Annotated in this window: 16 protein-coding genes; 5 read left to right on the top strand and 11 right to left on the bottom strand. The window is 42.4% G+C overall.

Annotated features, from left to right (window positions below; all coding sequences use genetic code 11):
• The first annotated feature begins 127 nt into the window (after window positions 1-127).
• The gene (locus BXO88_RS12235) at window positions 128-436 is read left to right on the top strand and encodes a hypothetical protein (RefSeq protein ID WP_078038018.1); all 309 of its coding nucleotides are present in this window, start codon (window positions 128-130) and stop codon (window positions 434-436) included.
• A 153-nt stretch (window positions 437-589) separates the two neighbouring features.
• On the opposite strand, the gene BXO88_RS12230 is transcribed toward BXO88_RS12235, so the two are convergent.
• Both BXO88_RS12230 and BXO88_RS12225 read right to left on the bottom strand, forming a co-directional pair.
• Window positions 590-1,588: an asparaginase gene (locus BXO88_RS12230; protein WP_078038017.1), complete on the bottom strand. Its 999-nt coding sequence runs from the start codon at window positions 1,586-1,588 to the stop codon at window positions 590-592.
• A 127-nt stretch (window positions 1,589-1,715) separates the two neighbouring features.
• Window positions 1,716-3,593: an FAD-dependent oxidoreductase gene (locus BXO88_RS12225; protein ID WP_168171700.1), complete on the bottom strand. Its 1,878-nt coding sequence runs from the start codon at window positions 3,591-3,593 to the stop codon at window positions 1,716-1,718.
• Between the two features lie 345 nt (window positions 3,594-3,938).
• Between BXO88_RS12225 and BXO88_RS12220 the strand changes: the two genes are divergently transcribed.
• On the top strand, window positions 3,939-4,508 hold the full coding sequence (locus BXO88_RS12220) for a TetR/AcrR family transcriptional regulator (protein WP_078038015.1): 570 nt from the start codon (window positions 3,939-3,941) through the stop codon (window positions 4,506-4,508).
• 115 nt (window positions 4,509-4,623) lie between these two features.
• On the opposite strand, the gene BXO88_RS12215 is transcribed toward BXO88_RS12220, so the two are convergent.
• The 7 genes from BXO88_RS12215 to BXO88_RS12185 all read right to left on the bottom strand — a co-directional run bounded on the left by BXO88_RS12215 (window position 4,624) and on the right by BXO88_RS12185 (window position 10,524).
• A complete protein-coding gene (locus BXO88_RS12215; protein ID WP_078038014.1) occupies window positions 4,624-5,004 on the bottom strand; it encodes a VOC family protein in 381 nt (126 codons plus the stop codon).
• A gap of 137 nt (window positions 5,005-5,141) precedes the next feature.
• A complete protein-coding gene (locus BXO88_RS12210) occupies window positions 5,142-5,810 on the bottom strand; it encodes a GNAT family N-acetyltransferase (protein ID WP_168171699.1) in 669 nt (222 codons plus the stop codon).
• Window positions 5,811-5,893: 83 nt separating this feature from the next.
• Window positions 5,894-6,877, bottom strand: a complete 984-nt coding sequence (locus BXO88_RS12205) for a DUF2156 domain-containing protein (protein ID WP_139355587.1) — start codon at window positions 6,875-6,877, stop codon at window positions 5,894-5,896.
• 11 nt (window positions 6,878-6,888) lie between these two features.
• Window positions 6,889-7,686 carry an SIMPL domain-containing protein gene (locus BXO88_RS12200; RefSeq protein WP_078038011.1) on the bottom strand — a complete coding sequence of 266 codons (798 nt, stop codon included), beginning with the start codon at window positions 7,684-7,686 and terminating at the stop codon, window positions 6,889-6,891.
• 84 nt (window positions 7,687-7,770) lie between these two features.
• Window positions 7,771-9,009, bottom strand: coding sequence for a glycoside hydrolase family 10 protein (locus tag BXO88_RS12195; RefSeq protein ID WP_078038010.1), 1,239 nt, complete (start codon window positions 9,007-9,009; stop codon window positions 7,771-7,773).
• A gap of 54 nt (window positions 9,010-9,063) precedes the next feature.
• Window positions 9,064-10,071 (bottom strand): P1 family peptidase, encoded by a 1,008-nt coding sequence (locus BXO88_RS12190; RefSeq protein ID WP_078038009.1) that lies wholly within the window; start codon window positions 10,069-10,071, stop codon window positions 9,064-9,066.
• 51 nt (window positions 10,072-10,122) lie between these two features.
• Window positions 10,123-10,524 carry a hypothetical protein gene (locus BXO88_RS12185; RefSeq protein WP_078038008.1) on the bottom strand — a complete coding sequence of 134 codons (402 nt, stop codon included), beginning with the start codon at window positions 10,522-10,524 and terminating at the stop codon, window positions 10,123-10,125.
• 188 nt (window positions 10,525-10,712) lie between these two features.
• Between BXO88_RS12185 and BXO88_RS12180 the strand changes: the two genes are divergently transcribed.
• Window positions 10,713-10,943: a hypothetical protein gene (locus tag BXO88_RS12180; protein ID WP_078038007.1), complete on the top strand. Its 231-nt coding sequence runs from the start codon at window positions 10,713-10,715 to the stop codon at window positions 10,941-10,943.
• A 71-nt stretch (window positions 10,944-11,014) separates the two neighbouring features.
• On the opposite strand, the gene BXO88_RS12175 is transcribed toward BXO88_RS12180, so the two are convergent.
• The gene (locus tag BXO88_RS12175) at window positions 11,015-11,344 is read right to left on the bottom strand and encodes a GatB/YqeY domain-containing protein (protein WP_330395154.1); all 330 of its coding nucleotides are present in this window, start codon (window positions 11,342-11,344) and stop codon (window positions 11,015-11,017) included.
• Between the two features lie 15 nt (window positions 11,345-11,359).
• Between BXO88_RS12175 and BXO88_RS12170 the strand changes: the two genes are divergently transcribed.
• Both BXO88_RS12170 and BXO88_RS17265 read left to right on the top strand, forming a co-directional pair.
• On the top strand, window positions 11,360-11,902 hold the full coding sequence (locus BXO88_RS12170; protein WP_078038005.1) for a hypothetical protein: 543 nt from the start codon (window positions 11,360-11,362) through the stop codon (window positions 11,900-11,902).
• A gap of 45 nt (window positions 11,903-11,947) precedes the next feature.
• Window positions 11,948-12,154, top strand: coding sequence for an HNH endonuclease (locus BXO88_RS17265; protein ID WP_078038004.1), 207 nt, complete (start codon window positions 11,948-11,950; stop codon window positions 12,152-12,154).
• A 333-nt stretch (window positions 12,155-12,487) separates the two neighbouring features.
• On the opposite strand, the gene BXO88_RS17085 is transcribed toward BXO88_RS17265, so the two are convergent.
• Window positions 12,488-12,595 (bottom strand): putative holin-like toxin, encoded by a 108-nt coding sequence (locus BXO88_RS17085; protein WP_330395153.1) that lies wholly within the window; start codon window positions 12,593-12,595, stop codon window positions 12,488-12,490.
• Window positions 12,596-12,667 lie beyond the last annotated feature (72 nt).

Here is a 12,667-nt window from a genome sequence, read left to right as displayed (position 1 = left end):
AGCATACTTAAAATTATTATATGGTACGGGGGATTTTTTGTCTCGCTATTTGTACTTGATATATATTTCATAATGCATATACTAGCATTATATAGATTGTAAACAATTTTTTTGAAAGGAGCTTAAAATGATAAAGATATACGGAAGAAAAGACTGCATCGACTGCGTTCACTGCAAGAAAAGTTTCGATGAAAGCGGTCTGGAATATGATTTCAGAGACATCGGCGAATCTCTCAAGGAGCTTGCTGTTTTTATGAAGATCCGTGATCTCAATGAAGTTTTCAATGAAATAAAGGGGACAGGCAAGATCGGAATTCCGGCGTTAGTCACCGAGGACAGAGATGTTATCCTTGACTGGGAAAAATATGTTGTAGACAATGGCGGAAAAGTCGTTGAAAATGCAGGCGCCTGCGGAATAGATGGTAAAGGCTGCTGAGGTCAGCATTATAGTGTTGAGGTGGATTGATTTATATGGGGCTGTCGCATGTGTGGCGGCTCCCTTTTTTGTGTTCGTCCTGAGGGCGTGAATATTAATAAAAGAGGAATGAATTCTTTCAGAACTCATTCCCCTTTAACATGAAAAATCTTTTTATGCTTTTCTTATCTCTCCTGCGATGCTCATGGAGTAGTAATCCCTTATCTCCGAAGGATTCTCAGTTATGCCGAGTATCCACATGAGCTTTGTCAATGCTGCCTCTGCGGTCATATCATGGGCCTGAAGAGCACCTATCTCCAGAGTCTTTCTTCCGGTCTCGTATACGTCCATCTTTGAGCCCTCATATCTGCACTGGGTTCCAACGACAACAGTCATACCGCCCTGTATAAGCTTATCAAGGGTACTGATGAAGTCGTGCTTCAGAAAAGGCATGCCGCCGATACCATATGCCTCTATGAAAAGCCCTTTGTAGCCCTGTTCTGCTATGGACTCAAGCAGGCTTCTGTGCAGTCCCGGGAACATCTTTATCATGGCCACTTTATCTGAATACTTGTTGGAAAGCTGGAATATACCGCTTCTTTCAGGAACAGCGGAATTATCTATTTTCATGCCAAGAGAGCTGATGGTGGCGATGTTCGGATAATTAATGCTTTCGAAAGCATCAAAGCTAAGGGAACGAACCTTTGATACTCTGCATCCAAGCATAACCTTTCTGTTGAAGGCAACGAAGACTCCAGGAATTCCACTTGCAGCCATGTGTATAGCGCAGCGGCAGTTCTCCATGGCATCAGCCACAGGATTCGTGATTGAAAGCTGGGAACCGGTTATGACAACAGGGATGTTAATGTTTCTAAGCATGAAGGAAAGCATGGAAGAAGTGTATGCCATGGTATCTGTTCCGTGTATCACAACGATACCGTCATAGTCATTTCTTCTATCACTTATATGCTGTGCAAGAATACTCCAGTCCTCAGGAAAAATATTGGCACTGTCCAGAGAACAGAAATCTTCTATTTCTATTTCGGTATCGCCGGAAACCACGTGGAGTTCCTTCTGCATATCATGAATGGATAAGCCGGGAACAAGCCCGCTTTCTTTCATAACTGATGATAAGGTTCCGCCTGTATTTATTATCAGGATTTTCTTGTTCATGACTGCCTCCGAAGTACGAATTAGTTTTGTTAAATGTAAATACTCACATCATTATATTAAAATATGAGGCATGGTCAAATAGGATTACGTTATATCTGAAAAAACAAGGTTCCCTAAAACATTAGCATTATTTAGCAAGCATCTCTCCGAGATACTGTCCGCAGGTATAGCCTGATGTTACTGCCCATGCAGCCATAGAGCCCGGGATAGCCTCAGTTCCGTTGCAGCCGGCAGTTACCTCACCTATAGCATAGAGACCGGGGATAACTGTGCCGTCTTCCTTCTGAGCCTCGAAGTTCTTTGTGATGTCAAAACCGCCAAGTGTTGTTGCGAAACGGAGTCTCTGCTCGATGATGTAAACTGTGCTGTTCTCATCGAACTTTGTAAGAGCCTTACGGCCGAATTCAGCATCCTTGCCTGATTCAACAGTCTCGTTCCACTTTTTAAGCTCAGCCTCAAGTGCCTCAGGATCGAGACCTGCCTTTTCAGCAGCTTCCTTAAGTGTGCCTCTTGCAAATGTAGGATGGTCTGAATCAGAGTTGAAGAACTCCTCCTGCTGCTCCATAGAGATATTACCAACTGCTGAAGTGTTTGTTGAAACCATCTCTGACCATGTGTCATAGCCTGTCTGATCCATAACGATGTACATGATCTCGTCAGGCTGCTTCGTTGTAGCATTCTTGATGTCGGCGAAAGCAAGTGTCTCATCAACAAAACGCTTTGAATCCTTGTTTACGAAGAAAGCACCTGTTGTATTTACAGTTGTAAGTGTAGGCATCGGAGTAGCGTAACCGTCGATGGTGTCCTCACCCTTTGAGATACCGTTAGGGTACATCTTTGCATAGCCCATGTTGAGCATCTTTGCGCCGACCTTTTCACCCATCTTCTGTCCGTCACCCATTGAAGACTTAACACCGTAGAATACTGCGTACTGAAGGTCACCCTTCTTCTCTGAGATCATCTCGGCATTTGCACCGTAACCGCCTGTGGCGATGACAACAGCATCTGCCTTCCAGTTAATGGTGTTACCGTCAGCGTCTGTGGCAACAACACCGATGACCTTGCCTTCATCGTCAGTGATGAGCTCTTCTGCCTTTGTCTCAAGCTCCAGATCACCGCCCTTTTTGGTGAAGTTGTTTGTGAGGATCTCCATGGCATTTGACATACCGCCGTCACATACGAAGAATCTCTGAACAGTGTGCTCAGGGAAGTCACTTCCGTAACGGTCATTGAACGGAACCTTCTCTGTATCTCTTAACCAGTCAAGGGTCTTGCCCTGATTCTCAGCCATGATCCATACAAGGTCCTCATTGTGGCCTTCGCCTGAAGCCATGATGTCATCGTGGATAAGCTGTACGCTGTCCCCTGTAAGACCAACCTCCTCCTGAAGCTTGGAGAGACCTGCGTCAATGCCTCCGGCGTTTGATGTGGCTCCGCCTGTATAGCTCATCTTCTCAAGTATAGTTACATTCTTGAGTCCTGAATTAAGAGCTGCATTACCACAGGTAAGACCTGCTCCGCCGCCTCCGATGATAAGAAGATCGGTCTCCTTTTCAATGGTTGTTGCTGCAGCTTTCTCGATCTCAGGGAAATCACTCTTTGACATACCGGCAGCTGCAAGTGCTGCTGCGAGAGCTTCTTCTATACCCTTGCTTGTGTATGTAGCACCAGATACAGAGTCAACATTGACTGTGTGGTGCTCATTCATCTCAGCCATAATCTTTTCGATGGCCTTACCGCCCACGTTAGGAGTTTCCTTGTCTCCTGTGATCTCTGCGGATTCAAGCGCACTGTCCTTTAAGTTAAGAGTAACTGTTACATCACCCTCAAAGCCCTTTCCTGTGCCGCTGAATTCTCCTGTGATACCGCCATTTTCCGCTGCGGCTTCTGTTGCAGCAGCTGTTGTAGATGCAGCGGTGGTTGCTTCAGGTGTTGCAGTACTTCCGCAACCTGCCAGAGTTGCCGCCATAAGAAGTGCGGCAGATGTTCTGAAAACTTTTTTCATTTCTTTTCTCCCCTCTTTGATGTAGACATGAATATTGTGACTCGTACAACATATTTGTGTTACCGCGGTCACATTTAACAAAAATTTAACAAAGTATGCTTTTGTGGTCAATCGCAATAAATCACAAATGAATCCACTTGGTTTTGTGCAAAATGCTGTAAACGTATATGAATCAAAGATGTTTTTCTGTATGTATCTATAGAAGTACATAAATCGGAATCATATGTCAGAAGAAGTTACGGATCAGATATTTTTTTTCAAAAGCTGATATTGGATGTCTACCGTTGAAATCTCTGCTTCGGATGGGTACACTATGGAGGAACCTGAATATAAAGGAAAAAACATATGACACCAAACATGACATCAACCAGAGATCTGATTCGTGATACTGCTCTAGATCTGTTTAAGGAACAGGGATATGAAAATGTGACTATCATGGACATTTGCAGAAAATGTGAGATCACGAAGAGGACCTTTTACTATCATTATGAATCCAAAGCAGAACTTCTGAGCGGAGTTGTAAAGTATTGGGGCATTCAGGCGGAACGCCTGCTCCATACATTTGCTTCGGAAGAAAAGAATATAAGTATTTTGTGGCAGCTTATGAAGGTATACTGCGATAATGCCGTGAAATATGGGCCTAACATAGTAAAGCAGGTCTATATACTGACTATTCAGAACAGTCAGGGAGTTCACTTCCCGCAGCAAATGTATCTTTTTGATCTGGCAGTTCAGCTTCTGAAAAAGGCTCAGTCAGCCGGGGAGATCCTGAACCCGAAAGATCCTGAGGAAATTGTATTTATACTCTATCATGCTCTTAGAAGCCTCACTATTTCATGGGCCTCCGAGGACGGAAGCTATGACCTCATCGATGAATATAAAAAATTATTTGATATCATCGTCGGTAAACCATAGTGAAAAAAATCCCTGTAACGTGCCGGTTATGGCATGATACAGGGAAGTGTTTTTATTATAAAAATCTTATGACTTTACTGTCTCAACAGCAGGGAGTCATATGTTCTTAAGGCGATTATTCCTTATCCTTCTTTATGTGCTCGGAAATCGTGATCGGGAAGCCTGAAGGAGAAATAAGCATAGTTGCTCTTGAGGAGCTTGTATCTGTTACCTTATCTCCGCGAGGATTAACGTAGCCCTTGGAAATAAGAAAATCATAAGCCTCCTGGAAATTATCTACATTCATACTCATGGATGTAAGGTCTTTTTCCATGTTTTGTGAAGCTGCAATATTGATGCGGAAACCATTTGCATCCTTCATGGAAAAATTGGTGACTGTGCCGCCTTCGATATCCGTCTTCGTGTGCCGTCTTTCAAAGCCGAGTTCTTCAAAAACCTTCATTACCGCTTCCGGGTCCTTTGTTACGATCAGTGGACAAAAACCTGTGATTTTCATATTAAATACTCCTTCCATATAAAAAAATTTGATTCTAAAAAAAACTTTCGACGAGCTTAGAAGAAGGAATAAGTGAATAACATATTATTTTTCCAAATCTCAGGCTATGTGAGGTGAAGCCGGCTCATACATAGAATTTATACGGACTCTGAAATGTAGATCCTCTGGTTTTTAAGCCATTCGATCTTCTCAGATTCTTCGGTATCTGCTGCAAGACCGCTGAACTTTGAAAAGGAATCAGGAGAAATGAGCTTGACCATTATGACGGGATCCTTCGGAAGGGCTTCTTCCATATTTTCACATAACTCATCCTCTATCAAAGCTCTCCTAATATAATTTTCATCTTCTCTGAGATAGATGTCATAATTTGAAGTGACTAAAGTAAAATCTAAGATCCGTTTAATTGTAAACTTCGAAACGGTATGAAATCCGAACGGTGTATAGATAGATTCATCCACCGGAATAAGGTAGCAAAAGGGAATACCTTTATCCTTCATGATCTCAAAGCTTTTGTTAAGAACCTCAGTCATATATCCTTTATTACGCTCTTCTTTTCTGGTTGCCACAGCATAAATATAGTATATTTCAGCTGATTGTCCGTTCCTGTTACAGACTGTAAAAGGATTAAGATGCGCCATGGCTGCAACTTCACCATCTTTTTTCAGGCATACAATGATGTTATCCCGGCATCGGTCCTCATAGTACCAGTCAGAGAAAGGCCCCTTATCCTCCGGAAATACTTCCTCATAAAGAGCCTTGGTTTCGCATTTTTGATTTATTTCGTTTAAGACATAAAGTTCATTCATAAAGATCCGGTCTTTTCTGTTTCGCATTCAGCAGTACCCTGTCAGGGACAGAGGAAAGATTTATAGTTTTTACACTTGCATCGTCATGATTTCTGCTGTATTTCAGTTTCATATATGTCAGTGATCTCGTCCTTCCAGCCTTCGAAAGCCTTCTGCAGAACCATATACTTTCGCTCGTAACCTATGGGATTATAGCTCTCTTTTGCTTTCCTCAGTCCCGGAAGTCCGCAGTCATCCTCCCGGTTTATGATCTTTGCATCAGGGAATTCATGTATCAGGAACTGCTGGTTTATGACCTGATAGATTCCGGGAAATTCCGAGTTGCCCTTTTCGATAGCTATACAGGCCATGTCTTCAAGAGGATTCAGAGCACCTATGGTAAAAGCCTCCAGCTTTCCGTCGATGTATATTCCTCCTGATTTAAAAGTATCAAGATGGAAACAGTCCTTCAGCATCTCGTGGATACCCATAACTTCGTATTCCAGGGTATCTTCTGCCTCCTTTTCCTCATCACTGCGCTTTTCGTACCATGCATCAAGAAAACCAAGCACTTCTTCCCTGTCGCCGCAGCAGAGGCTTCTGTATTCCCATCTTCCCTCGAATTCTCTCATGAACTTGTTTACGAGATTTTTCTTCTTATGGAACTTTTTGCCTGAAAGAGTCCTTAGTTCATCGCCATCATAGAGATAATCCTTGAGATCAAATTCCTCTTTTACGAGATATCTCGGATTTTCTTTGAGTGCCAATGCTTCTACCGCTTCTTCATCAGCGAGATATATCTTAAATGGCTTCTTAAGTACATCGTTAAAATACTTTTCCATGACTTCGAAGTAGTGCGGAAGGTCTTCCTCTTTACAAAAAGGCATGGCAGAAAAGTATTCTCCCTTATTCTGCATCAGAAATAACAGAGCTTTATCATCCGCTATACAAAGCTTTATATCATAGTAATCCCTCCATAGAAATGTATCAAGAACACCGCTGTCGCAAGCTTTGTTGGGTCTCATGCTGTAAAAAGGGGCTATCTTTTCGGCATCGGTTGATTTCGGCATAAATAATTTAAGATTCATATCAGTATCCATTAGTTTAAAGTGTATGTTACGGTTACATTTGCCTCAACATCTGTTTCTCCCGGCATGATAACTGCATCAGTTCCTGCTGCGGCTTCAAAAGAGGCTGATTTTGTGTTTCTGTACTCATATGTAGTGTTCTGGTAGCCCTCAGTTATGCTCTTTGTTCCGCCAAGAGTTTTTCCTGAAGCTTCGGCGAGAATTTCAGCTTTTTTATCCGCTGCTTTTACAGCTTCTGTCAATGCTTCATTATAGGCATCATCATAGGTAGAGCAAAAATAGCTTATGTTGTTCATGTTATTGATGCCCGCGTCTACGCACTGAGAGATGATATTTCCGGCATCGGAGATCTTCAGGTCGCTTACTGTGAGGGTTGTGCTTACATTGTAACCTGATATCTGGTTTCCGCCGTCGGCATCATAATCGTACTGCGGATAGATGTCATAGTAGGAAGTCTTTATACTGCTCTCGTCGATGCCGAGTTCCTTCAGCTTATCGATGACCTTCTGCGTGTCCTGACTGTTTTTCGACTGTGCTGACTTCACATCCGTATCCTCTGTGCTTATACCGAAGGAGATCTCTGCCATATCAGGAACGACGCTTACCTTGCCAACTGCGGATACAGTTACTGTATTTCCGTTTTCGGTTACAGTTATCTGGCTGCCGTTTTCCGGAGCTGAAACATTGGCGATGTCCTTTGACTGCCCTGCTGCGACAGGTACGGACTGATCTCCGCATCCGGTAAGAAGTGCTGAAGTAAGTGTTAATGCTGCGAGTCCTGCGAATACTGTGGTTTTAAATTTTCTCATAATTGTTTTCTCCTTTTCATTTATTTGTCTCTATACATATAGACAGACTTTAGGTCTCGAAGGTCACAAATTTTTGAAAAAATTTTATGCTGTAAAAGCCTTTGTCAGATTGTTCAGTTCTTCCTGCTTTTCCTCATCGTCGAAATTCTGGTATGCAAAGACGCCATATCCGCTTACGGCACCGGTTGCCCGGGCATATCTGACTTCACGTGCCAGGATATCGTTGTAGCGCAGCCACTCCGGTGTCTGATTTCCGTCCCAGGTATCGGTGCTGCATTTATATAGAGCAAGACCGATATATAATTTCACGGGGCTTTGCAGTCGGTTTTTCAGCTCTATCCAGTCTGAAAGGCAGACCGCAAATGCGTTGGGCGAAACATTGCCCTTTCCAGTCCTCGCTTCAAAGCCATGGTATAGCTGAGGCAGTATGTAGTCCACATACTGGTTTGAACTCATCCAGAGATCGATATCTACGTAGTATGCCCTTTCGTGACGCAGACTGGACAAAAGAGGCACAGGACTTACTCCGAAAACAGCAGATGGATCTGCTTCATGAACTGCTTCGTGAACACGATGTATAAGGGTGGAAACATTATTCCTTCTCCAGTTCACGAGACTAAGAGAAGAACCGGATGCCTCGTAATCTGCGAGGTCGAAAGGCTGCCCCTCTGTCAATGATGGATAGAAATAATCATCGAACTGTACGCCGTCCACCGGATAGTTTGTCACGACTTCTGTGACCGCCTGCACCAGAAGATCCTGAACCTCTTTACGGGACGGATTCAGGTAGTAGTCTCCATCGTGAAGAAGTATGTTTCCGTTATTCGGCCATGACTTCAGGAAAGATCCGTCAGGTACGTCCTCCCACTTTTTCATATAGCCTGTTACGCGGTACGGGTTAAGCCATGCGTGAAAAGACAGACCGTGTCTATGAGCGCTGTCTATCATGTATGAAAGAGCATCAAATTCAGGAGCGGATTTTCCGGTGCTCACGAATTTTGACTCAGGAAATGTAGTGAGCTTTTTTCCGTAACTGTCAGAATGACTGTGAACATGACAGAAAATCGCATTCATGCCTTTTTTTACGATATCCTCCATGATTTCATCGGTTTTCTCCTGGAATGCCTTCTGCACTTCCGGCATCTCAGTCCAGTCAAGATACGAAAACCATACTCCGCGTAACTCACCTTCATTGGCAGAAGGGGCAGATGCCTGAAATGTTTCCGCATTTGCAGCAGGTTCAGCAATAACAGTTGAACTGTAGCCAAAAATGGAGACTAAAAGCATCGCTATAGCCGAGATGATCCCGAGAATTTTTTTCATATACTAACCTCTTTTTTGATGTTTTATGTTCTTATATATGCTTCACAAAACTTTTTACTTTTCGAGATCGCTTGCCGAGATCAGACCATATGCGGATTCTGAATTCATTACGGCTCTCTTTATAGCTTCGCTCATTACTAAAGCGGCCAAGGAGCCTGCCAGATCCTGATCTGCTGATAGGTTTCCTACTGAAACAGCATAGATACTGTCGCCATCTGCACTTGTGTGTACCGGTCTTATGGAACGGGCATAACCGTCATGCGCCATTCCTGCAATTTTGCAGAGTTGGGTCTTATTGAAAGAGGCATTGCAGATCACGACACCGATAGTCGTATTTCCTGTGAACTTATTTTCTTTCGATGAGATATCCTGAGCCATATATTCCAGAGTATCCCGGAATCCCTTCTTGTCTTCAGTGAGAAGTCCGGCAAGCTTTTCTCCGGTCTTCCAGTCATATATATCACCAAGAGCATTGACAGCGACAACAGCGCCTATCTTTAATTCTCCGATCTGAATCGCATAGCTTCCTATTCCGGATTTCATGGAGGTGTCCATGCCGGCCATCTTTCCTACCGAGGCACCGCAGCCTGCTCCGAAATTACCGTCTTTATAGTTTGGTGATTCACATGCGAGCTTTGCAGCTTCATAGCCCATTTTGGAATCCGGTCGCACTTTACTGTCACCTACTGAGAGATCATATAAGTCGGACTGAACCACCAGAGGAACCCTGGCGAAGACGGTATCATAGCCTATGTCGTTCTTCTCAAGATATTCCATGACACCATCGGCTGCCCCCAGTCCGAAAGCACTGCCTCCTGCCAGTACGATGGCATGGATCGCCTGCGCCACTGCAAGGGGCTTCAGAAGTTCAGATTCACGTGAAGCCGGTCCGCCACCACGGACATCAAGTCCTGCGGGCATACCATTTTTGCTGATAAAAACAGTAAGACCTGTCCCTGCTTCTGCATTCTCGGTCTGGCCTATGCATATATCTCCTATTTCAGTTACAGGGATCTCTGTATATGGTCCGGATGTGCCAACGATATCTTCTTTTCTGTTCATATTATTCTATCCTCCACTGAGTATCGTGAGTGTGCCGTCTGTTATATTTTATCAATGACCCTCTATATTATCCCAGAAGGGTGCTTCTGTGACAACAGTAAGGGTATAGGCATCCTCTGTTCTGTCAAGCTCATAATACTTATACTGCTCGTCCAGTATTTCGGTAAGAGCCGGCTCCAGAAGCTCGGTGTCGAAGGTGATACGTGATAAGCAGTCAACATGATTGCTGGTACCGGTAGTATTACCGGTTTCTGAATAGACATCTATTATGTCAGCATCCTCAATGTGCGTTTCAACGTATTCCTTTAACTGAGCTGTCTGCTTATCTGTCGCTGAGTGATTTACGTGAATTCCGACGACCTCCATAATAATGAATAATGCGATAAGTACTGCCGGTGCAGAAATCAATGTTATTCCCGCAATTTTAAGAAAAGATTTTATATGCCTATACATTAGATAAAATTCCCTTCAATCAATGCCGATAATGATTTTGATGCATCACTATTGTATCATATTTGTCCTTTAAATTTTCTTGCACTTCATCATTGTTAATGGAGTATTAAGTTTATCATTTTGGGAACAGTTTTTTTTGCCAGATGGTAAAATGGAAGCATGGAAAATAGTGGCTTAGGATGACGCCTATGATTCAGATGGTGCATTCAGTAAGCTACAGCATTAAGAATACACCAATAACAGACTTTGATGTCACTTTTGAAAAAGCTGATATTATTATGGAGCGAAACAACCGTTTTCTTGCAAAAGAATATAATAAAGCTCTTCTTCCTGTCATGTGTTCAGTGCTTGGAGGAACAATAAATACCTTTATAGATTCTGCCTTTGTGGCCAGAAGGTTAGATCACCATGCCCGTTAGAAACGTGCGCCGCTAGGCGCACTCAAAAAAGAGTCCTGCGAAATTCGCAGGACTCTAATAAATTCTTTTCTTTATTTGCAAAGCTCAGCAACTATCATATTGATAGCCTTTCCATCAGCTTTGCTCTTCAAGACCGGCATGATTTCCTTCATGATAGCACCTTTATTCTTTGTTGCGATTACATCGGCAAATTTCTCGCTGATAAATGCTCTGATTTCATCCTCTGACATCATGGCAGGAGCATACTCCTTAATTACGTCATATCTGAACTGATATTCCTGCTTAAGCTCTGCTCTGTCATCAGGACAGGTATCGATCTGTTCCTTTGCGGTTTTCAGGGACTTGATTATTACCTGATTGTAGATTACTATAACTCTTCTGACTTTGCTAAAATCAAGCAAACTTGTGACTCTTTGATGGATTCACAAAGAGAATTTAACGATTACATCAATGAAAAAGCTCAGTCCATCTCCAAACTGTTTGGTTCAAGAATCACAAGAAACGAAACAGTTGTAGACGATGAATATAACTATTTACGACCTTATAAGAAGAGCATCACTCCATTCACGGCTGAAGTATCTGCACAAGTGTTTGCAAGTGCAGAAAACAGCCCTATAGAGTATGTTATAAAGTATTTTTACCCCAATAAAGACCAATATCCTGAGCAAATACAGAAATTACAGTTGCTTATAGAAGAGTTGGAAACGTTAAAGGATGCTAGACAGATTATCAATAACTACAAGAAGGATTATCAGCAATACATCACAAATGTCCCTTCATATGTCATGCAAAACGATGAGGATGGATTCTATTCAAGATTAGGATTTGCAAATATAAGCGAAAGCGTACTTACCATTGAATATAAGTTCAACTATACGTCAAATGGTGGTATGGCACAGCGTAACTTTACCATTCCTATGACCGAGGAAACCATTATAGAATTGATAAATGCTCTGTAAAGCAAACTAACAACAGCATCTTTTGCAAAGGAACAGCGAGCTTTAATGACAAGCAAACTACGCCAGCAGATTAAGGAACGTGATAATTACACCTGTAAGTTCTGTGGCAATTCCACTCATAAAGAGCCAAATCTCTTGCTTGAGATAGATCATATCATCCCTGTTGCCAAAGGCGGATATACTGTAGAAGACAATTTGCAAACACTTTGTTGGAAGTGCAATCGTAGCAAGAGCGACAAAATTATGGTTTAATTAAGGCGACCCAAATAACCTGATATCCTAAAAAACCTTATGAACTGAGGATAATAAATCACGTAATCAATTCAACATTCTCGAAATGAAATCAAAGTGTAAAATGTTTATAGAGTTTATAAGGGCATTTTTTAGTTCAAGGATCTTCTCAGGCAATTGGTACTCTAATAGTTGTAGTGGTGGCTGTTAATGCACATGGGAGAAATTCTTTCTAGTTGAAATTATTTAGAATATGGGATATCATAAAGACATAAAAGGTGCATGCCGATAGACGGTTAGCCCTCAACTTAATGGTTTATAAAAAGTAACCGCTCAGTTTCCAGGCTCGGGCGGTTATTTTTTTGCAATCTTATAAACAAGACCGATGATAGCTACAATTAAAAGTCCCAGTTGGAACAAATCACTATATGTTACCATAGCACCCTCCTTTCTGGAGGGCATACAAATCCCTCCTTTTCAGGAGGACTAACCGCCTATTAATATATTAGATGGTAATGATTTTATAAATCAATA

Source organism: Oribacterium sp. C9, from assembly GCF_002007235.1.
Classification (GTDB): domain Bacteria; phylum Bacillota; class Clostridia; order Lachnospirales; family Lachnospiraceae; genus Oribacterium.
Note: the sequence above shows the minus strand (reverse complement) of the source record. Positions and strands in the feature narration are given on the sequence as shown.

Excerpts from the sequence above, each read along its gene's own strand:
- BXO88_RS12200 (WP_078038011.1), bottom strand. The coding sequence starts at position 7,686 with ATGAGAAAATTTAAAACCACAGTATTCGCAGGACTCGCAGCATTAACA.
- BXO88_RS12225 (WP_168171700.1), bottom strand. The coding sequence starts at position 3,593 with ATGAAAAAAGTTTTCAGAACATCTGCCGCACTTCTTATGGCGGCAACT.
- BXO88_RS12190 (WP_078038009.1), bottom strand. The coding sequence starts at position 10,071 with ATGAACAGAAAAGAAGATATCGTTGGCACATCCGGACCATATACAGAG.
- BXO88_RS12215 (WP_078038014.1), bottom strand. The coding sequence starts at position 5,004 with ATGAAAATCACAGGTTTTTGTCCACTGATCGTAACAAAGGACCCGGAA.
- BXO88_RS12195 (WP_078038010.1), bottom strand. The coding sequence starts at position 9,009 with ATGAAAAAAATTCTCGGGATCATCTCGGCTATAGCGATGCTTTTAGTC.
- BXO88_RS12210 (WP_168171699.1), bottom strand. The coding sequence starts at position 5,810 with ATGAATGAACTTTATGTCTTAAACGAAATAAATCAAAAATGCGAAACC.
- BXO88_RS12205 (WP_139355587.1), bottom strand. The coding sequence starts at position 6,877 with ATGAATCTTAAATTATTTATGCCGAAATCAACCGATGCCGAAAAGATA.
- BXO88_RS12230 (WP_078038017.1), bottom strand. The coding sequence starts at position 1,588 with ATGAACAAGAAAATCCTGATAATAAATACAGGCGGAACCTTATCATCA.
- BXO88_RS12220 (WP_078038015.1), top strand. The coding sequence starts at position 3,939 with ATGACACCAAACATGACATCAACCAGAGATCTGATTCGTGATACTGCT.
- BXO88_RS12185 (WP_078038008.1), bottom strand. The coding sequence starts at position 10,524 with ATGTATAGGCATATAAAATCTTTTCTTAAAATTGCGGGAATAACATTG.
- BXO88_RS12170 (WP_078038005.1), top strand. The coding sequence starts at position 11,360 with ATGGATTCACAAAGAGAATTTAACGATTACATCAATGAAAAAGCTCAG.
- BXO88_RS12235 (WP_078038018.1), top strand. The coding sequence starts at position 128 with ATGATAAAGATATACGGAAGAAAAGACTGCATCGACTGCGTTCACTGC.
- BXO88_RS17085 (WP_330395153.1), bottom strand. The coding sequence starts at position 12,595 with ATGCCCTCCAGAAAGGAGGGTGCTATGGTAACATATAGTGATTTGTTC.
- BXO88_RS17265 (WP_078038004.1), top strand. The coding sequence starts at position 11,948 with ATGACAAGCAAACTACGCCAGCAGATTAAGGAACGTGATAATTACACC.
- BXO88_RS12180 (WP_078038007.1), top strand. The coding sequence starts at position 10,713 with ATGATTCAGATGGTGCATTCAGTAAGCTACAGCATTAAGAATACACCA.